Consider the following 17709-nt stretch of genomic DNA (forward strand, 5'->3'; position numbering starts at 1 on the left):
GACAACCTAATGCGCCGCTCCGATGTTCTGGAACTCCTGACGCTTGCTGCCCTCTGGGGCGGCTCCTTCCTGTTCATGCGTGTTGCCGCGCCGCAGTTCGGGCCGGTTGCGCTGATCGCGCTGCGCGTGGGAATCGCCTCGTGCTTCCTTGTGCCCGTGCTGGCGTGGCGCGGGGGCCTGGGTGCACTCCGCACGCACTGGCCGCATATGCTGGCTGTAGGCGTGCTGAATTCGGCCATTCCATTTTGCCTGTTCGCCTACGCGGAACTCACCCTGACGGCCGGCTTCACCTCCGTGCTCAATGCAGCCACGCCACTGTTCACCGCGATCGTCGCCTTTCTCTGGTTGGGAGATCGACTATCGTCGTGGCGTGTTCTGGGCCTAGCTATCGGTTTCGTGGGCGTGATCGTGCTGGTTGGAGGCTCGTCCGTGATTGATGCGAAGCAGGGCGGGCTAGCTGTGGCAGCAGCGATCGGCGCGACCGTGCTATATGGCGTTGCCGCCAGCTATACCAAACGCTACCTGACCGGCGTGCCGCCGCTGGCCACCGCAACTGGCTGCCAGTTGTTCGCAGCGATCGTGCTGGCGCCGCTCGCGGTCTGGCTGTGGCCCGCGCAGACGCCGACCGGCGACGTCTGGTTCCATGTCATTGGCCTTGGCATCGCCTGTACGGGCATTGCCTACATTCTGTTCTTCCGGCTGATCGCACATGTGGGGCCGATGCGCGCAGCCTCTGTTACCTTCCTGATCCCGGTGTTTGGCGTGCTGTGGGGCATCCTGTTCCTCGGTGAGCAACTCACGCTCAACATGGTGCTGGGCTGCGCGGTGATTTTGCTCGGCACGTCACTGTCGACCGGCGTACTGGCGCTGGGCAAAAAGGCGAGTACCGCCAACGAGAAGGATTCGCTTTCGCGTTCGAGCCGCTGATATCGTTCTTTTTGTGAAATCTCGCCCGCCAGGCTGGGCGAGATCAATCTGTTTGACCGGTGGGTGCGATAGGGTAGCGTTTCTTCCCCTGAGAAACCGCCACCATGTCGCCCTTGCCTGAGCGCTACGCCCGCCCGTCCGTCGTCCTGCACTGGCTGATGTTCCTGCTGTTCGCGGGTGCGCTGGCGGCCATCGAATACAAGGGCACGCTGCCCAAGGGCTCCGCCGGCCGCGCACTGTTCACGTCCATCCACATGATGCTGGGACAGTGCATCCTGCTCTTCGCCTGCGTGCGCGTCTGGGCGCGCTGGCGTTACACCGCGCCGGCAAACATCGGCGCTGCCTGGCAGATCGCCAGCGCCAAGCTGGTGCACTGGGTGCTGTACGCCATCATGTTCGCCATGCCGATCAGCGGCATCCTGTTCGTGCAGGCCGCCGGCAAGGACGTCACCTTCCTCACGTGGACGCTGCCCCGATTGGTGGCAGAAAATCCAGATTTGAAGTCGACACTTAAATCAGCCCATGAATTTGTTGGCAATGCGGTGTATTTCATCGTTGGCCTTCACATTGCGGGGGCGCTTTGGCACCAATTCGTGCAACGCGACAATTTGCTGACACGAATGCGATAAATCCTCGCTTTGCAATTCATACCTTGCCATTTCGACGTCATTGAAACGTCTTCCATGGCGTCACCAAAGGCTTTTCGGTCAGACTTAAAAAATTCTCAAAACTGAGATAGACGCCAGAAACATCGGCTTTCGTGCACTCGATCTTAACGATTCGATAATCCGATTTCAGAAAACTGCATCACCGAAATCGGGTTTTTCCGATTGTTGCCTATATTTTCTTTGCTATGCTCGGGCCTCGGTCGAAGAGGGGCGTGCAAGGGAATCGCGCAATCGCATTTGCGCACAGCAATTCCTGATGGCTGGCGGATCCTCCGCTACACGGCCAACCGCGCACGCTCCAGTCAAACACGTTGGATACGCGCATGCTGGACGTCTACCTGAACAAGCATCTGATCGGTCAACTGTCGTGCGACCGCAGCGGTTGGGCGTTCGAATACGACCCCCGGTGGCGGACCGCCTCGCAGGGTTTTGACTTGAGCCCGCATCTGCCGCGCGCCGCAGGCAACATTGCCGATACGGCAAAGACCCAGCCGGTACGCCACTTCTTTGAATACCTGCTGCCGGAATCGGCACGCGAGGCGCCCAAGGCTGCGGCGACAGCGCTGGAGCATCTAGCACAGGCTGCACCGCATCTGGATGGCCCGCTGTCGCTGGTGCCCACCGGGCTCAAGCCCTGCAGTGGCCGCGCAGACGGCCTGTCCGAGCGCGACCTCGTCCTGCAGTTCCAGCAAAGCGTTAGACGCCCGCACCAGCCCACACCGCTGCGCGTGGCCGAACCGCGCGCGCACTACGGCGTGCGTGCCGTGCCGGAATCCAGCGAGATCAGCCTGCCCTTCCTGGCCTCCAATGGCTTGCCGGTGTCGATGTGGCTGGGCCGCTTTGCCGCGCCGGCCAACGCTGCGCAATCCAGCCATTTTGTGCGGCTGGATCTGGGCGAAGGCAGCAACCTGCCCTACGCCACCATCAACCATTGCTGGGCCACGCTGCTTGGCCGCAGCATCGGGCTGGAAACGCCCTTCCTCGGCCTGCGCCAGTTTCCGGAAACTGCCGCCGTCGTGCAGCGCCTGGATCGCACCCTGCGCTGCAAGAGCGACGACACCGCGCTCGTGCAGGCCCGCTATGTTGTGTCCGCCGTGCAATTGCTTGGGCTCTCGCCCGAGCACCGCTTCCTGCCGATCACCGTTGAGCAGGTCGCGCAATGCGCACGCATGTGTGCCGACCCGACGGCCGCCACGGCATCGCTGTTCCGCTGGATGGTGTTCTGTCTGCTGATTGGTGGGCGCAACGCGTCCGCCGGCACGCTGCATTTCCACATCGGCCCGGATGGCGTCCGCCTGGCCGCACACGATCACCTGTTCTGCGCCGCTGTCTACGCCAACGAGTGGGATGCCGATGCGCTGTCGCTCGACGGAGAGCGCACCCCCGACGCGCAAGCCCGCTACGACGCCATCGATCAGGATGCCCTGCTGGCCCTGGCCGATCACCTCGGCTACGACGCTGCCCAGGCTCGGCGTGAACTGCTGCGCCTGATCAGCATGCTGGCGCCGCAATCGTCGTTCGTGGCGACGCACCTGTCGCAAGCGCTGGGGCATTCGCCCACACGCGCCGCGGAGATCGATTTCCTCGCACGCATCCACCGTCATGTGTCGGAAACGGCACGGCGGCTGGGTGGGAAAACGGCCGAAATCTGACGCGAGTCCGAAATCGGTCAGCAGGCGATCGAACAGGCTATAGAACGGCGAGGCTGATCGTGCCGTAACGGGCGTACCCGTGTGCGGCCAGCGTGTCCATTGCCTCGGCTTCAGCACGGGCAAAGGTCAGCGCCAGCACATCGGGGCTGCCGGCGCCGGTAGCAAAGGCTTGATAGGCCTCGTAGGCGTCGCGCGGCGACACGCCGCTGCGCTCAAGCACCCGCTGCGCGGCTTCCAATGCCGCGCGAATCGCCGTCTCACCGGGCGGCGCATCGCGAAACGCAAGCTGTAGACACGACGTCGAATTCATCCGCGTTTCGATCTCTGGAACGGCACACCCAACCCAGTCTAGGAAAACGCCTATCCAGTGCCAAGCGTGGCGGCTTCACAGGCGTACGATCATTGACCTGTCGACTTGGGGATACCCCGGGTGTGCATAACGGCCTCCCCCTGCATAATCGAATCGATTGACGAAGCAACGACTTTGCCCACAACGACACGAGCCAACAAGGAGATGCCCATGACCCACCGCCAGAAGCGCCTGAAACAGACAGCCCTCGCCTGGTTGATGGCCGGGACCGTACTGCCCGCCTTCGCGCAGATTCCGTTCAGCCCCGGTGGCAGTTCGCCCGCGCCGGCACAGGCGTCGGTTGCTGCAGGCGGGATCGACGTGGCGCAAATCAAGCCGGCGGTGGATGCCGCGGTCAATGCCGAATACGGCCAGCTCGACACGCTCTATAAGGACATCCACGCGCATCCGGAACTGGCCTTCCAGGAAACACGCACGGCCGCCAAACTGGCCGAAGAGATGCGCAAGATCGGTTTTGACGTGACGGAGCACGTGGGAAAGACCGGCGTGGTGGCGGTGTATCGCAATGGCCCGGGCCCGACGATTCTGGTGCGCACCGAGCTCGACGCGCTGCCGATGGAAGAAAAGACCGGCCTGCCCTACGCCAGCCACGTGCACACCAAATGGCGGGGCGAAGACGTAGGCGTGGCGCACAGCTGCGGGCACGACCTGCACATGGCGTCGTGGGTGGGTACAGCCAAAACGCTGGTGTCGCTCAAGGACCGCTGGCACGGCACGCTGGTGTTCGTTGCCCAACCAGCCGAGGAAGTGGTCGGCGGCGCGCAGGCCATGATCGACGATGGCTTCTTCAAGCGTTTCCCCAAACCCGACTATGCGTTTGCGCTGCACACGGGCCCGGGGCCGTATGGTTCGATCGTCTTCAACAGCGGGCCGATCACGTCCAACTCCGATGGGCTGGAAATCACCTTCAAGGGCCGTGGCGGCCACGGCTCCGCACCCGACAAGACCATCGACCCGGTGATGATGGCCGCGCGCTTCGTGGTCGATCTGCAAAGCGTGATCAGCCGCGAGAAAGACCCGCAAGAGTTTGGCGTGGTGAGCATTGGCGCTATCCAGGGTGGCAGCGCGGAGAACATCATCCCCGACAGCGTGTTGTTGCGTGGGACGATCCGCTCGTACAAGCCGGCCGTGCGTCAGAAGATGCTCGATGGCATCCGCCGCACGGCCAAGGCGGTGACGGAGATGTCAGGCGCGCCGGACGCTGACATCAAGATCACCGAGGGCGGCAAGGCCGTCAACAATGACTCGACCGTGGTCGCGCGCACCGAGGCGATGTTCAAGACCGCCTTCGGCAACGACCGCGTGCTGCGCGTGCCGCCGATTACCGCAAGCGAGGACTTCTCGGCGTTTGTTGACGCGGGCATCCCGTCGATGTTCTTCTTCATCGGCGTGAACGATCCGCAGACGTTCTTCGCCTCGCTCAAGCCGGGCGCGAAGCCGCTGCCGACCAACCACTCGCCGCTGTTTGCGCCGGTGCCAGAGCCGTCCATCAAGACGGGGGTGACGGCGATGTCGCTGGCGGTGCTCAATGCGCTGCAGTGGAACAAGACGGCAGGACCTTCGGCCGGACAATAACCGGCTGGCGGTGGATGCCAGACCAATTCGGGCGCGGCGCTACGGCAGCCGCGCCTTTTTGCTTTTCTTTCCGATGGGGACACTCATGCTTAACCGCTTCATCCGTACCAGCGCGCCCGTACTGTGCGCCGCCATGGCAGTGCCTGCCCTGGCCCAGACCGCGCAAACCACCAACCGCCTCGACGAGATCATCGCCCGCGGCACGCTGCGCGTCGGCACCACGGGCGACTACAAACCCTTCAGCTACAAAAACCCCACCGACGGCCGCTTCATCGGCCTGGACGTGGAGATGGGCGAGCAACTGGCCCGCGCGCTCGGCGTGAAGCTGGAAGTGGTGCCAACCACGTGGTCGACGCTGATGCAGGACTTTGCCGCCGACCGCTACGACATCGCCATGAGCGGTGTATCTGTCACGCTGGATCGTCAGAAGAAGGCGTTCTACTCGATCCCGTATCAGCGGGATGGCAAGACGCCAATCACGCGCTGCGAGAACCAGGCCAAGTTCCAGACGCTGGCGCAGATCGACCAGCCGAACGTGCGCGCCATCGTCAACCCGGGCGGCACCAACGAGAAGTTCGCACGCGCGAATCTGAAGCAGGCGCAGATCCGCGTGTATCCGGACAACGTGACGATCTTCAACGAGATCGTTGCCGGCCGTGCGGACCTGATGATGACCGACGCGGTGGAAACCAAGCTGCAGCAGAAGCTGCACCCGGAGCTGTGCGCCGTGCACCCGGAGGCACCGTTTGATTTCTCGGAGAAGGCCTACCTGCTGCCGCGCGACGTGGTGTTCAAGAACTTCGTCGACCAGTGGCTGCGGCAGACGATGGAAAGCGGTGAATTTGCCAAGCGCTTTGATGCGTGGCTGGCGTATCCGTGGAACGTGCCTGCCAAATAAGCCCCGGCCGACCCTGGCGCGCTATGCCTCAATGGCGCGCCGGGCCGCACGCTGCATCAGCACGATGAGGCACACGCCGTTGAGCACGGCGCCCATCAGCCAGACCGTGCCGGACCAGAACTGCGCGGTGGCCGCATAAACCGCAGTGGCCGCCAGCGGTCCGACCATGGCGGCGACGCTGGCCATGCTGGCCAACGCGCCCTGCAGCTCGCCCTGCTCGTGCTCGCTCACCTGGCGCGACAGCATCGCCTGCATGGCAGGCATGCCGATCTCGGCCATGCACAGCAGCACCATGGTCGGATAGACCATCCAGCCGGCGCTGATCCACGCCATTGCCGCAAAGCCGGCCATGTCCATCATCACGCTCAACACCACGGCGCGGCGCTCACCCACGGCACGCGCAATCGGCCCGGTCAGGAACGCCTGCGACAGCGCATGCATCAATCCGTAGGCCGCCAGCGACAGGCCGGCCGCACGCGTGTCCCAACCGAAGCGCGCTTCACCGTGGATCACCCACAGCGTCTGCGGAATCTGCCCGACGATCTCGATGATGGCCAGCACGATCAGAAAGGGCAGCAGCGTCGGCACGCGCGCCATGCGCCGCAATGACTGCACTGGCAGCAGCGTGCGCCAGGCAAACGGCGCGCGCTCGGTACGGCGTGATTCCGGCAACGCCACGCATGCAATCGCAAAATTGACGCCGTTGAGCACCGCCGCCAGCAGAAACGGCGCGCGCAGCCACCAGTCGCCCAGTAGGCCGCCCAGCGCCGGCCCGGCGATGAAGCCCAGGCCAAAGCACGCGTTCATGAGCCCATAGCGGCGCGCACGGTCGGCGGGCGCCGTGATGTCGGCGATGTAGGCCGTGCCCACGGCATAGTTGGCCCCGGTGATGCCCGCCACCACACGCCCCAGGTACAGCACCCACGCATGCGGTGACAGCGCCATCACCAGGTAGTCGATGGCCGCACCGGCCAACGACACCAGCAGCACCGGCCGGCGCCCGAACCGATCCGCCAGTGCCCCCAGGATCGGCGCGAACAGGAACTGCATGGCCGCATAGGCGGCGATCAGTAACCCGAACTCGAAGGCGATGTCACCGCTGTGATCGAGTTCGCGCAGCAAGCTCGGCAGGATGGGCATGATGAGCCCGACGCCCATGGCATCGAGCGCCAACGTGGAGAGAATGACGGCAAAGGCAGGCATGCGAACACGCCGCAGGCCCAGGCGGGCGGCGGCGCGTGAGGAAAGAAAGCCGCGATGATGCGCCCAAGCGGTGGCGCTGTGCAGCGGGTACGGCGGATGCGCAAGGCAAGCGCAAGCTTGCCAGCAGGTTCAGCGTCGGGTCAGTGCAGGTTGGCAGGCAGGCCGTGTTGCAGGGCGAGCGCGTCGCGCAACAGTGCATCGGTCATGTCACGGCCCAGCAGTACAGGATCGAAGCGCGCCGAAAAACGCGTCGAGCACGACTCCACCTGCAGCACGACCTGGCCCGGCGGCAGCAACTCGATGTCGACGTGGATGTCCTCGTCGTCTTCGGTAAAGGAATGCAGCAGGGTGAGCGCGCGATAGCCGTCGGCACGCTCCACTGCGGCTTCCGTCCAGGACGGCGCCAGCAGCGCGCAATCGACCAGCGTTTCGGGCTCCTCCGGACGATACAGGTGCAGGCCCATCATGGTGGACGCGGCATCGGCCACGCCCGACCATTCGGCAGCCGGAATCAGATCGCCCAGCAGGCGGACGTCGTCGACGGCGGCATCGGTCTGCACGAAGGCAGCGCCCAGGAAGAACGCCGTCTCGTCGCGAAAACCGCCTGCCACGGTATTGCGCCACAGGCGATGGCTGTTCTTGCTGCCCAGCGCCACCTGCGACAACACCTTGGCTGCGCGCGCACCATCGGCACCCGACCATTGCTCCACCGCGCCATGCGAGAACAGACGATCGGCCATCACCAAACCCACGCCTTCGGGCAGCACGCGCGCCTCCAACCATCGGGCAAGCACGTGCACACCACCGAACGGCATCTCCGGACGCCCGACCGCATGCGCACGCACGCGGCCGTTTTCCGGCACGTAGAACGGCATGGCAAACAGCCTCGCCTGATAAGCGACGCCGTCGATCTCGAATCGGGCGATGGACGCAGTGGTGATGGTCATGATGGTCTTCCTTGCAGCAGGGGCGGAAAGCGTCGCCCGCATCTGCTTCAACGACCGTTCGCGTGGAATGTTTAGTGGCAGACCGCCCTACTGGAGGGAGGGGGAATCCCCAGGTCTGCAATGCAACGCAACAATCTGTCGCACCCCGGGCCGGAATTTTTTGCTGGTCGGCACCGTCAGATGTTCGCTGTAAGGGTTATCCCGCATCGCATATTCATGTGTCATATCAATGACTTATGTGCAGGTTGCGGTGCTTGAGGGGTCACAATTGTTCGTGTTTTTTGAACAAAGAGTTTAAGAGAACTGCTTTTTTACCGCCCAAGCAACGACTAAGCTTATGCCATCGCGTTACTGCACTGCAGCGAATCTGCCCTGCAGCAATGCTCACCCCCCTGTTGTGGAGTCCATCATGAAGACCAAGAACCTGCTTATCGCCTCGCTGATCGCTATTGCTGCTGTGCCCGCCTTCGCTGCCGGCGTGCAGGGCAAAGACCCGTACACCAATGGTCAGGCCGTCACCAAGGGCGACCCGTACACCGATGGCGCTCGCAAGGCTGACCCGTACACCGACGGCGCGCTGCGCAAGGCCGATCCGTACACCGATGGCGCACTGCGCAAGGCAGACCCGTACACCGATGGCGCACTGGCCGGCAAGCGCGACCCGTTCACCGACGGCCTGTAAGCACATCTGCATCACCCCTGATTCATCTCCCTCCCCGATGCCAGGCGCCCAAGCGGTGCCGGTGCCGGTTTACTGAGGCGGCCATCTCCGGCCGCCTTTTTTTTGCTTCGCCTTTCCTGGCGAAAGCATGCGTGTGGCGCCATCTTTGCTACGTGGCGCATACATGGCACGGCCTCGCCTCACGCGGTCGCACCCGGTATGACCGGGCTTTCCCCCCTCAAGCCGCGCCCGCTGCGTCCGATATGATGAATGGCAACCATTGGCACAGCAGCGCCCCCTTGCGCCCGCTGCATTGGACGTGCCCTGCCAAGGCATCCGATCTAAACACCAACATGCGCAAGCGCATCGCCATCGAACACCTGCGGGTGGGAATGTATCTGGAGGAATTTGTCGGCTCGTGGCTGGACCACCCGTTCTGGCGGGCCCGCTTTCGCGTTGAAGATTCCGCCCAGTTGCAACGCCTGCGAGCCAGCGGCATCCGAGAAGTCTGGATCGATACCGCACGCGGCACCGACGTGGCTGCAGCCAACGCTGCGCCACCCGCACCCCCGAGCCCGCCGTCAGCACAGCCTGACGCCAGCATCACGCCGCGCCCGATTACGTACGCCGAAGAAATGCGCCGTGCCGGGCGCCTGATCAGCAAGGCAGAAGTTGCCGTCAAGGCGATGTTTTCCGACGCGCGCATGGGCCGCACCATCGAGGCGCGTGACGCGCTGCCGCTGGTCGAGGCGATCTCCGGCTCGGTCGACCGCCACCCGAGCGCCTTGATCAGCCTCGCGCGCCTGAAGACGAAAGACCGCTACACCTTCCTGCATTCCGTGGCGGTGTGTGCGCTGATGGTGTCGCTCGGCCGCCAGCTCGGCCTGTCCGACGATGAAGTCCGCGACGCGGGCCTGGCTGGCCTGCTGCACGACATCGGGAAGGTCGCTATTCCGCCCGAGGTGCTGAACAAACCGGGCGCGCTCACCGCCGATGAATTCCGTACCGTAATCGTTCACCCGCAGGCCGGGCACGACATCCTGGTGGGCGACACCGGCATGCGCGACATCGCGCTCGACGTCTGCCTGCACCACCACGAGCGCATGGACGGCACTGGCTATCCGCACAAGCTGGCCGGCGAAGGCATCTCGCTGTTTGCGCGCATGGGTGCCATCTGCGATGTGTATGACGCGGTCACCTCCGACCGCCCCTACAAAAAAGCGTGGGAAGCCGCCTACGCGATCCAGCGCATGGTCGAATGGCGCGGCAACCATTTCGACCCGATGGTGTTCAATGCCTTCGTCAAAAGCGTGGGCATCTATCCGGTGGGCTCGCTCGTGCGGTTGCGCTCGGGGCGGCTGGCCGTAGTGATGCAACACACGCCGGGCGCGTTGCTCACGCCCACGGTCAAGGTATTCTTCTCCATATCGTCGGGCACGCGGATTGCGCCCGAGCTCATCGACCTGGCGCACACCGGCGACCAGATCGTTTCACGAGAAGAACCCAGCGACTGGGGCCTGACCGACCTCAACGAACTTTGGATACACGGCGACTGACCTGTAGCCCCCTCCTCCAGCGTTGCCTCGTATGGCTCATGCTGGGCTGGCTGACGTGCAGCGCGCCCGCCGCGATGGCAGCAGACGCACCGCTGCGCATCGGCTCCAAGCGCTTCACCGAGTCGTACGTGCTGGGCGAAATCCTCACGCAGACCGCCGCCCAGCGCGGCCCAGCCGAACACGTACCGGGCCTGGGCAATACCGCCATCGTCTTCGCCGCGCTTCAGAACGGCAGCATTGACGCCTACCCCGACTACCTCGGCACCATCGCCGCTGAAATCCTTCACCTGCCGCAGGCACAAGCGGCCAACCCAGATCAGGCCGCGCTGCTGGCCGACGTGAACCGCGCACTTGCCCCCATGGGCCTGGCTGCGGGCGTACCGCTCGGCTTTGAAGACACCTACGCGCTTGCCATGCGCGAGGCCGACGCCGAACGCGAGCACATCCGCACCCTTGCCGATCTGGCGACGCACCCGGCGCTGCGCCTCGGCCTGTCGCACGAATTTCTCGGCCGCGCCGACGGCTGGCCGGCCGTCGCTACACGCTACGCGCTGCCGCAACGTCCAACCGGTCTCGACCATGGCGTTGCCTACGACGCGCTGCGTGCCAGGCAGGTCGACGTGATCGACATCTACTCCACCGATGCCAAGATCCGCCGCGAGCATCTGCGTGTGCTCGACGACACCGCACACGTCTTCCCGCGCTACGACGCGGTGTTGCTCTACCGCGCCGACGTCGCGCAGAAACACGCCGCGCAATGGCAGGCCATCACCGCACTCACCGGCCGCATCCAGCGCGACGACATGGTGGCGATGAACGCAGCGGTCGAGCTGGAAAGCCAATCGTTCGCGCAGGTCGCGCGCCAGTTCCTCGCCGGGCAGCACAATGCGCCCGCCGCCACGCCAGCCCGCGCGTTCTTCGCACAACTGACCGACAGCCTGGGGCGATTGACGCAACGGCACCTGATGCTGGTCGGCATCTCAACAGGCGTTGCGGTACTGCTTGGTGTGCCACTGGGTCTGGCTGCCGCACGACGGCGGATCAAGCAGCCGATCCTCGCGGTGGTGGGCGTACTGCAGACGATTCCCTCGCTGGCGCTGCTGGCCATGCTGATCCCCATCGTGGGGTCGATCGGCGTGGTGCCGGCGCTGATCGCGTTGGCGCTGTATGCGCTGCTGCCCATCGTGCGCAACACCATCGTCGGCCTGGAACAGGTGCCGGATGGCCTGCGCGATGCGGCACTGGCGCTTGGTTTCACACCCGCGCAGCGCACGCGCGTGGTCGATTTGCCGCTGGCGCTGCCCGTCATCCTGGCGGGCATCAAGACGGCTGCCGTCATCAGCGTGGGCACGGCGACCATCGCTGCATTCATCGGCGCAGGCGGTTATGGCGAACGCATTGCCACCGGGCTGGCGCTCAACGACAGCGCAACGTTGCTTGCAGGCGCCATCCCGGCTGCCGTCCTGGCGTTGCTCGTACAGGGCGTGTTCGAGGTCATTGAATGGCAACTGCGCCAGCGGGGAAGCAACACCCCCAATCGGTAGCAAGCGCGCGCGCAGGCGTTCCATTACCATGCGCGGACCATTCGAACACCCTCCTCCCCGCTCATGTCCACGCTTTCGCTCTCCACCGCCCTGCTCGTTGCAGCGGCCGGCGTCTATGCCGGTGCGCAAAATGCCATTGCCGGCGGTGGATCGTTCATCACGTTTCCGGCGTTGCTGCTGGCGGGGCTCAACCCGCTAGCGGCCAACATGACCTCGACGATCGCGCTGTTCCCGAGCCAGATCACCACGTCGGTGGCCGGGCGCAAACTGGCCGGCGGCGTGGATGCCGGCGCGCATCACCTCTCGCTCAAGCAGTTGATCGTCATCAGCCTGATCGGCGGCGTGCTCGGCGCGCTGTTGCTGCTGGCGACACCGCCGTCGTTCTTCGCCAAGCTGGTGCCGTATCTCGTGCTGTTTGCCACCAGCGTGTTTGCGTGGGGGAGCTTCCGGCGCAAGCCGCTGCATGCCGCCTCCGGCCTGTCGAGCACGACCTTGGCGACGATCCAGTTTGCGATTGCCATCTACGGCGGCTACTTCGGTGGCGGGATCGGGTTTCTGATGCTGGCGGCGCTGACCGTGGCAGGGCAGCAGGTGCGCATGGCCGCGGCCACCAAGAACGTACTCGCCATGACGATGAATGCGTCAGCCGTGGCCGTGTTTGCGTTCTCGCCGCAGGTGAACTGGGCGGCAGTGCTGGCCCTGGGCATTGGCGGCATCGCGGGCGGGTTTGCTGGGGCGTGGCTGTTGCACCGGCTGCCGGAGAAGGTGCTGCGCGGCTTCGTTGTTGTCGTCGGCGTCGTCCTGACTGTTTGGCTGTTCGTGCGCGCCTGATTCTCTGATTGCGTTCTCAGCCAAAGATTGGACTGGGTGGTCCACCTCCCTTTCGTTCCCTGCCGGGACCGACTCACTTTCTTTGTCTTGCCAAAGAAAAGTAAGCAAAGAAAGGCGCGCCCGATGCGGCGACAGACTCCTTGAATTTCCGTGACCGTGCGGGGAAGGAGGCAAACTCGCTGCGCTCAGACAGCCTCCTTCCTTTTTCCGCCCGCTCACAAAAATTCAAGGCGCCGCATAGGGCAGGGAAAGTCAAAGGCAAAAAGACAAACCATCTGGGCACCAGCCAGAACGACAAAGGCCAACCTCGCGACGGTTGGCCTTTTCTTTTGACGTTAGGCCCTTGATGGCGCCTTGGATTTTTGTTGCGGGGAGGAAAAAGGAAGGAGCCTTGTCTGAGCGCAGCGAGTTTGGCTCCTTCCCCTCCCCGCGACAAAAATCCAAGGAGGGGGTCGCCATCTCGGGCGCGCCTTTCTTTTGCTTACTTTTCTTTGGCAAGACAAAGAAAAGTGAGTCAGCCCCGGCAGGGGATGAAACAAGGGATGGACCACCAAAAAAAACAGGGAACGCACCCCAAAGGCCCATTCCCTGCTGCACCAAAAAACTCACACCAAACCAATCAAACGATGCCGGTCGCGTAAAACACGGCAATCACAAAGAACACCGCCAGCGTCTTGATAATCGTGACGCAGAACACATCGCGATACGCCTCGCGATGCGTCAGCCCAGTCACGGCCAGCAGCGTGATAACAGCGCCGTTATGCGGCAGCGTATCCATGCCACCCGAGGCCATCGACGCCACGCGGTGCAGCACCTCCATCGGAATCCCCGTCGCCTGCGCAGCCTGCACAAACTGATCGGCCATCGCAGCCAGCGCAATGCTCATACCGCCCGATGCGGACCCGGTGATACCCGCCAGCGTGCTCACCGTCACGGCTTCGTTGACCAGCGGATTCGGAATCGCACGCAGCCCATCGGCCAGCACCAGGAAGCCCGGCAGCGCAGCGATCACGCCACCGAAACCGTATTCCGAAGCCGTGTTCATCGCGGCCAGCAGCGCGCCGGACACGGCTGCCTTGCTGCCCTCGGCAAAGCGGCCCTTCACGGCACGGAAGCCGAATACCAGCACCACGATGATGCCGATCAGCAGCGCCGCTTCCACAGCCCAGATCGCGGTCAGCTTGTCGGCTTCAACGGTCAGCGGCTTGGGCAGACCCGGCAGCGCAACGGTAACGACCTTGCCGTACCACGTCGGAATCCAGCGCGTGAACAGCAGGTTCATCACGCCCACCAACACCAACGGCGACAGTGCGATCAGCGGGTTTGCCAGCGTGCCGGTCTCGGCCGTTTCCGGCTCGTTCACCAGCTTGGTCAGGCCGTGGTCATAGCCGTGGCCATTGCGCAGCGCCACGCGGCGGCGCCATTCCAGATACGACATGCCCACCACGATGATGAACAGCGCACCGATCGTACCGAGCCACGGCGCGGCCCACGAGGTGGTGTGGAAGAACGTGGTCGGGATGATGTTCTGGATCTGCGGCGTACCCGGCAGCGAATCCATCGTGAACGAGAACGCACCCAGCGCGATCGTGCCCGGAATCAGGCGCTTGGGGATGTTGCCCTGGCGGAACATCTCCGCCGCAAACGGGTACACCGCAAACACCACCACGAACAGCGACACGCCGCCATACGTCAGCAGCGCGCACACCAGCACGATGGAGAGCATCGCCCGCTTGGCGCCCACCACGCGAATGACCGACGCCACGATCGCGCGCGAAAAGCCTGACAGCTCGATCACCTTGCCGAACACGGCACCGAGCAGGAACACCGGGAAATACAGTTTGACGAAGCCGACCATCTTCTCCATGAAGATGCCGGAGAACACCGGCGCCACGGCAGATGGATCGGTCAGGAGCACCGCGCCCAGGGCAGCCAGCGGTGCAAACAGGATGACGCTGTAGCCGCGATACGCGGCGAACATCAGAAATGCCAGCGCAGCCAGCACGATGATGACGGACATCGACAATCTCCTCACTTTCTTCTTTTAAGAGCGATGGATTGTATGTCGCGATGCAGCAGATTCCGTTACGCAATCACGCGTATTGAACTGGCGGCAGAACTGACGTTCAGCCGCGCCAGACGTGCGCTTTCGTCATGTGGATGACAGATCAATGACGGTGGCCCCAACCACCGCGTCCGCCCCAGCCCCGGCCTCCCCAGCCGCGATGGCAGCCCCAGCACCCACCGCCGCCGATCCACACGCTGCCGAAAACCGGCGCCGGATAGTAAGCCGGGCCATAGTAGTAATAAGGGTCGTACGGATAGGACGGATAGTAGGGATACGCAGCCACCGGCGCGGGCGCAACCGCGACGGGAGCGATCGGGTTGCCATAGGCGTCGTAGTACGGCGCGACCACGCAGCCCCCCAGCAAGACGACCGCACAGGCGGCGAGCGCGCCCGCCAGGATGGCCGCAAGACGACGGCCGCGTTGCGGTGTCGGGTTCATGATGTGCTCCGTTGGATGCATGTGCATATGCGTTCGACAGTGTTTGGCCAGTTCAATTCCAAGGACTTCGGATACGACCGCAGCCAATCGTTGCCGGATCACTTACCATGACCGCTTCGCCGCCCGCGCTGGGGAGAGATCGGGGCAGGCGATGCCCATAAAACACTGGAGGACACATCCATGCAAGCCACCGAAGCCACGATAGCGCCCACCCAGGGCGATCGTGCACCGGCCCCGGCCATCTCTGCAGCCACTCGACGCAAAGCCATCATCGCCGCCACCATCGGCAACGGCCTCGAGTGGTTCGACTTCACGGTCTACAGCTTTTTTGCGGTCATCATCGCCAAGCTGTTCTTCCCCACCGGCAACGACTTCACCTCGTTCATGCTGACGGTCGCCACGTTCGGCGTAGGGTTCTTCATGCGCCCGGTCGGCGCCGTCGTGCTCGGCGTCTATGCCGACCGCGTGGGCCGCAAGGCTGCGCTCACGCTCACCATCATGCTGATGGCGATTGGCACGGCCATCATCGGACTGGCGCCGACGTATTCGCAGATTGGCATCGGCGCACCGATCCTGATCGTGATCGCGCGGCTGATCCAGGGCTTTTCGGCCGGCGGTGAAGTCGGCGGTGCTACGGCCTTCCTGATCGAGTACTCGCCGGACGAGCGCCGCGGCTACTTCGCCAGCTGGCAGCAGGCGAGCCAGGGCATCTCGTTCATCCTCGGCGCGGCCATGGGTGCAATCGTCACCAACGGCCTGTCGCCCGAACAGATCGATGCCTGGGGCTGGCGCATTCCGTTCCTGTTCGGTCTGCTGATCGGCCCGGTCGGCATGTACATCCGCTCGCACTTGCATGAGCCCCCCGCGTTCGAAGCGCAGAAGGCGAAGGCCGCGAAGGAATCGCGGCTCGCGCCACTGTCGCAGGTGCTGCGCGATCATCCGCGCGAAGTGCTCGGCGGCCTGGGCGTGACCATCCTGTGGACGGTCTGCACGTACACGCTGGTGTTCTACATGCCGACGTATGCCAAGCAGCAGCTTGGCCTGCCGCTGGGCGCAACGTTCCAGTCGACGGCACTGTGCGGCGCGATCATCTTCGTGCTGTGCCCGATCATGGGCACGTTGTCGGATCGCATCGGCCGCAAGCGCATGCTGGGCACGGTGGCGCTCGTCATTGCCGCCGCAGCGTATCCGCTCTTCCACTGGCTGAACGTCAACCCGACCGTGCAGACGCTGCTGCAGGTGCAGGTGATCCTGGGTGTGCTGCTGGCGGCGTTTACCGGCCCCGCGCCGGCGGTGCTAGCCGAGCAGTTCCCGACGGCGGTGCGCTCCACGGGCCTGTCCATTTCGTACAACCTGGCGGTGACGATCTTCGGCGGCTTTGCTCCGCTGATCGTGACGTGGCTGATTGCCAGCACCGGCAGCAAGCTGGCGCCGTCGTATTACGTGATGGTCGCGGCCATCATCAGCGTGTTTGCGCTGTCGCTGATGCACGATCGCACAGGCAAGCCGATCGAGAAGTAACCGCTTGAAATCAACCAGGCGAGAACGGCCGGTGGCTCAACCCACCGGCCGTTCGTCTTTTGCGGCCAGCAGCGCGGCGTTCTCCAGCACACGCACACCGGGCGCATCCACGCGTGCCGCGCTCACCAACGCTGCCGCCACCGATTCCGCCGGCACGGGTCGCCACGCAATCGGCACCATCCATCCGATTGCGTGCGACAGATTTTGTGCAACGCGTTCGCCGAAGCGGAATTCACTGCGCTTGCCGAGCAGCAGCGACGGCCGCACGATCGTGACCGATGGAAAGCCGATCGACAGGATGTCTGCTTCCACCTCGCCCTTGCAGCGATTGTAAAAAACACCCGAACGCGCATCGGCGCCCAGCGCGCTTACCAGCAGGAAATGATGCGCCCCGGCCGCGAACGCGCGCCGCGCCAGTTCCGCCGGATATTCGACATCAACGCGCCGGAATGCCGCCTGCGATCCAGCCTGGCGAATGGTCGTGCCCAGCGCGCAAATAACGATATCTGCAGCCAGGGCGGTGTGTGCTTCGGGGGCGTCCAGCCGATCGAAATCGACCACGCGCTCGCGCAGTCTGCCGGGCATCGCCTGCCCTGCCGTCAGCGCCCCTTGCCGGCGTACCAGCGCTGTCACGCTGCCGACCCAAGTCTGGGCGACCAGGCGGCGCACCACCGCGCTGCCCACCAATCCATTGGCACCGGCCACCAGCACGGCCGGTCCGCGTGGCTGTTCGGCGGCATCGCCATCGCCCGCGAAGCCTTGTGCGACAGGCGTTTGCGAACTCGACATGATGTTCTCCATGAGGTTGGCATTGGCTGCAAGTACACAGTGTAGGGCGGCTTTCGCGCC

At 64.1% G+C, this 17709-nt stretch carries 16 protein-coding genes; 10 read left to right on the forward strand and 6 right to left on the reverse strand.

What is annotated here, in order from left to right:
• The first annotated feature begins 9 nt into the window (after positions 1-9).
• The 3 genes from F7R11_RS14920 to F7R11_RS14930 all read left to right on the forward strand — a co-directional run bounded on the left by F7R11_RS14920 (position 10) and on the right by F7R11_RS14930 (position 3247).
• Positions 10-927 (forward strand): DMT family transporter, encoded by a 918-nt coding sequence (locus tag F7R11_RS14920; RefSeq protein ID WP_064804761.1) that lies wholly within the window; start codon positions 10-12, stop codon positions 925-927.
• Between the two features lie 104 nt (positions 928-1031).
• Complete coding sequence (locus F7R11_RS14925) at positions 1032-1556, forward strand: cytochrome b (RefSeq protein ID WP_064804763.1); 525 nt, start codon at positions 1032-1034, stop codon at positions 1554-1556.
• A 362-nt stretch (positions 1557-1918) separates the two neighbouring features.
• Positions 1919-3247, forward strand: coding sequence for a HipA N-terminal domain-containing protein (locus tag F7R11_RS14930; RefSeq protein ID WP_064804765.1), 1329 nt, complete (start codon positions 1919-1921; stop codon positions 3245-3247).
• Positions 3248-3284: 37 nt separating this feature from the next.
• On the opposite strand, the gene F7R11_RS14935 is transcribed toward F7R11_RS14930, so the two are convergent.
• Positions 3285-3557 (reverse strand): hypothetical protein, encoded by a 273-nt coding sequence (locus F7R11_RS14935; protein ID WP_021195804.1) that lies wholly within the window; start codon positions 3555-3557, stop codon positions 3285-3287.
• Positions 3558-3767: 210 nt separating this feature from the next.
• On the opposite strand from F7R11_RS14935, the gene F7R11_RS14940 reads away from it, so the two are divergent.
• Positions 3768-5192: a M20 family metallopeptidase gene (locus F7R11_RS14940; RefSeq protein WP_064804767.1), complete on the forward strand. Its 1425-nt coding sequence runs from the start codon at positions 3768-3770 to the stop codon at positions 5190-5192.
• 85 nt (positions 5193-5277) lie between these two features.
• Positions 5278-6090 (forward strand): transporter substrate-binding domain-containing protein, encoded by an 813-nt coding sequence (locus tag F7R11_RS14945; protein WP_064804768.1) that lies wholly within the window; start codon positions 5278-5280, stop codon positions 6088-6090.
• Positions 6091-6111: 21 nt separating this feature from the next.
• On the opposite strand, the gene tet is transcribed toward F7R11_RS14945, so the two are convergent.
• Entirely contained in the window at positions 6112-7293 is a 1182-nt protein-coding gene (gene tet, locus F7R11_RS14950) for a Tet(A)/Tet(B)/Tet(C) family tetracycline efflux MFS transporter (RefSeq protein ID WP_064804769.1), read from the reverse strand.
• 140 nt (positions 7294-7433) lie between these two features.
• On the reverse strand, positions 7434-8240 hold the full coding sequence (locus F7R11_RS14955) for a hypothetical protein (protein ID WP_064804770.1): 807 nt from the start codon (positions 8238-8240) through the stop codon (positions 7434-7436).
• Between the two features lie 409 nt (positions 8241-8649).
• Here F7R11_RS14955 and F7R11_RS14960 point away from each other — a divergent pair, with 409 nt between their 5' ends.
• The 4 genes from F7R11_RS14960 to F7R11_RS14975 all read left to right on the forward strand — a co-directional run bounded on the left by F7R11_RS14960 (position 8650) and on the right by F7R11_RS14975 (position 12832).
• Positions 8650-8922 carry a hypothetical protein gene (locus tag F7R11_RS14960; RefSeq protein ID WP_021195810.1) on the forward strand — a complete coding sequence of 91 codons (273 nt, stop codon included), beginning with the start codon at positions 8650-8652 and terminating at the stop codon, positions 8920-8922.
• A gap of 332 nt (positions 8923-9254) precedes the next feature.
• Entirely contained in the window at positions 9255-10457 is a 1203-nt protein-coding gene (locus tag F7R11_RS14965; RefSeq protein ID WP_064806413.1) for an HD-GYP domain-containing protein, read from the forward strand.
• Positions 10439-12001 carry an ABC transporter permease/substrate-binding protein gene (locus F7R11_RS14970; RefSeq protein ID WP_064804771.1) on the forward strand — a complete coding sequence of 521 codons (1563 nt, stop codon included), beginning with the start codon at positions 10439-10441 and terminating at the stop codon, positions 11999-12001. Before F7R11_RS14965 ends, F7R11_RS14970 begins: the two co-directional genes overlap by 19 nt.
• 63 nt (positions 12002-12064) lie before the next feature.
• Positions 12065-12832 carry a TSUP family transporter gene (locus F7R11_RS14975; protein WP_064804772.1) on the forward strand — a complete coding sequence of 256 codons (768 nt, stop codon included), beginning with the start codon at positions 12065-12067 and terminating at the stop codon, positions 12830-12832.
• Between the two features lie 619 nt (positions 12833-13451).
• Here F7R11_RS14975 and F7R11_RS14990 read toward each other — a convergent pair.
• Positions 13452-14852, reverse strand: coding sequence for a GntP family permease (locus tag F7R11_RS14990; protein ID WP_021195814.1), 1401 nt, complete (start codon positions 14850-14852; stop codon positions 13452-13454).
• A gap of 148 nt (positions 14853-15000) precedes the next feature.
• The gene (locus F7R11_RS14995) at positions 15001-15339 is read right to left on the reverse strand and encodes a hypothetical protein (protein WP_064806415.1); all 339 of its coding nucleotides are present in this window, start codon (positions 15337-15339) and stop codon (positions 15001-15003) included.
• Between the two features lie 180 nt (positions 15340-15519).
• On the opposite strand from F7R11_RS14995, the gene F7R11_RS15000 reads away from it, so the two are divergent.
• Positions 15520-16860, forward strand: a complete 1341-nt coding sequence (locus F7R11_RS15000; protein WP_064804773.1) for an MFS transporter — start codon at positions 15520-15522, stop codon at positions 16858-16860.
• Between the two features lie 36 nt (positions 16861-16896).
• Here the strand turns inward: F7R11_RS15000 and F7R11_RS15005 are convergent, their stop codons facing one another.
• Positions 16897-17649, reverse strand: coding sequence for an oxidoreductase (locus F7R11_RS15005; protein WP_064806417.1), 753 nt, complete (start codon positions 17647-17649; stop codon positions 16897-16899).
• Positions 17650-17709: the final 60 nt, after the last annotated feature.

The organism is Ralstonia insidiosa (assembly GCF_008801405.1).
In the GTDB taxonomy this organism is placed as follows: domain Bacteria; phylum Pseudomonadota; class Gammaproteobacteria; order Burkholderiales; family Burkholderiaceae; genus Ralstonia; species Ralstonia insidiosa.

Coding starts and splice junctions, on each gene's coding strand:
- F7R11_RS14995 (WP_064806415.1), bottom strand. CDS start 15,339: ATGAACCCGACACCGCAACGCGGCCGTCGTCTTGCGGCCATCCTGGCG.
- F7R11_RS14925 (WP_064804763.1), top strand. CDS start 1,032: ATGTCGCCCTTGCCTGAGCGCTACGCCCGCCCGTCCGTCGTCCTGCAC.
- F7R11_RS15005 (WP_064806417.1), bottom strand. CDS start 17,649: ATGTCGAGTTCGCAAACGCCTGTCGCACAAGGCTTCGCGGGCGATGGC.
- F7R11_RS14965 (WP_064806413.1), top strand. CDS start 9,255: ATGCGCAAGCGCATCGCCATCGAACACCTGCGGGTGGGAATGTATCTG.
- F7R11_RS14975 (WP_064804772.1), top strand. CDS start 12,065: ATGTCCACGCTTTCGCTCTCCACCGCCCTGCTCGTTGCAGCGGCCGGC.
- F7R11_RS14955 (WP_064804770.1), bottom strand. CDS start 8,240: ATGACCATCACCACTGCGTCCATCGCCCGATTCGAGATCGACGGCGTC.
- F7R11_RS14920 (WP_064804761.1), top strand. CDS start 10: ATGCGCCGCTCCGATGTTCTGGAACTCCTGACGCTTGCTGCCCTCTGG.
- F7R11_RS14930 (WP_064804765.1), top strand. CDS start 1,919: ATGCTGGACGTCTACCTGAACAAGCATCTGATCGGTCAACTGTCGTGC.
- F7R11_RS14960 (WP_021195810.1), top strand. CDS start 8,650: ATGAAGACCAAGAACCTGCTTATCGCCTCGCTGATCGCTATTGCTGCT.
- F7R11_RS14945 (WP_064804768.1), top strand. CDS start 5,278: ATGCTTAACCGCTTCATCCGTACCAGCGCGCCCGTACTGTGCGCCGCC.
- F7R11_RS14935 (WP_021195804.1), bottom strand. CDS start 3,557: ATGAATTCGACGTCGTGTCTACAGCTTGCGTTTCGCGATGCGCCGCCC.
- F7R11_RS15000 (WP_064804773.1), top strand. CDS start 15,520: ATGCAAGCCACCGAAGCCACGATAGCGCCCACCCAGGGCGATCGTGCA.
- F7R11_RS14990 (WP_021195814.1), bottom strand. CDS start 14,852: ATGTCCGTCATCATCGTGCTGGCTGCGCTGGCATTTCTGATGTTCGCC.
- tet (WP_064804769.1), bottom strand. CDS start 7,293: ATGCCTGCCTTTGCCGTCATTCTCTCCACGTTGGCGCTCGATGCCATG.
- F7R11_RS14940 (WP_064804767.1), top strand. CDS start 3,768: ATGACCCACCGCCAGAAGCGCCTGAAACAGACAGCCCTCGCCTGGTTG.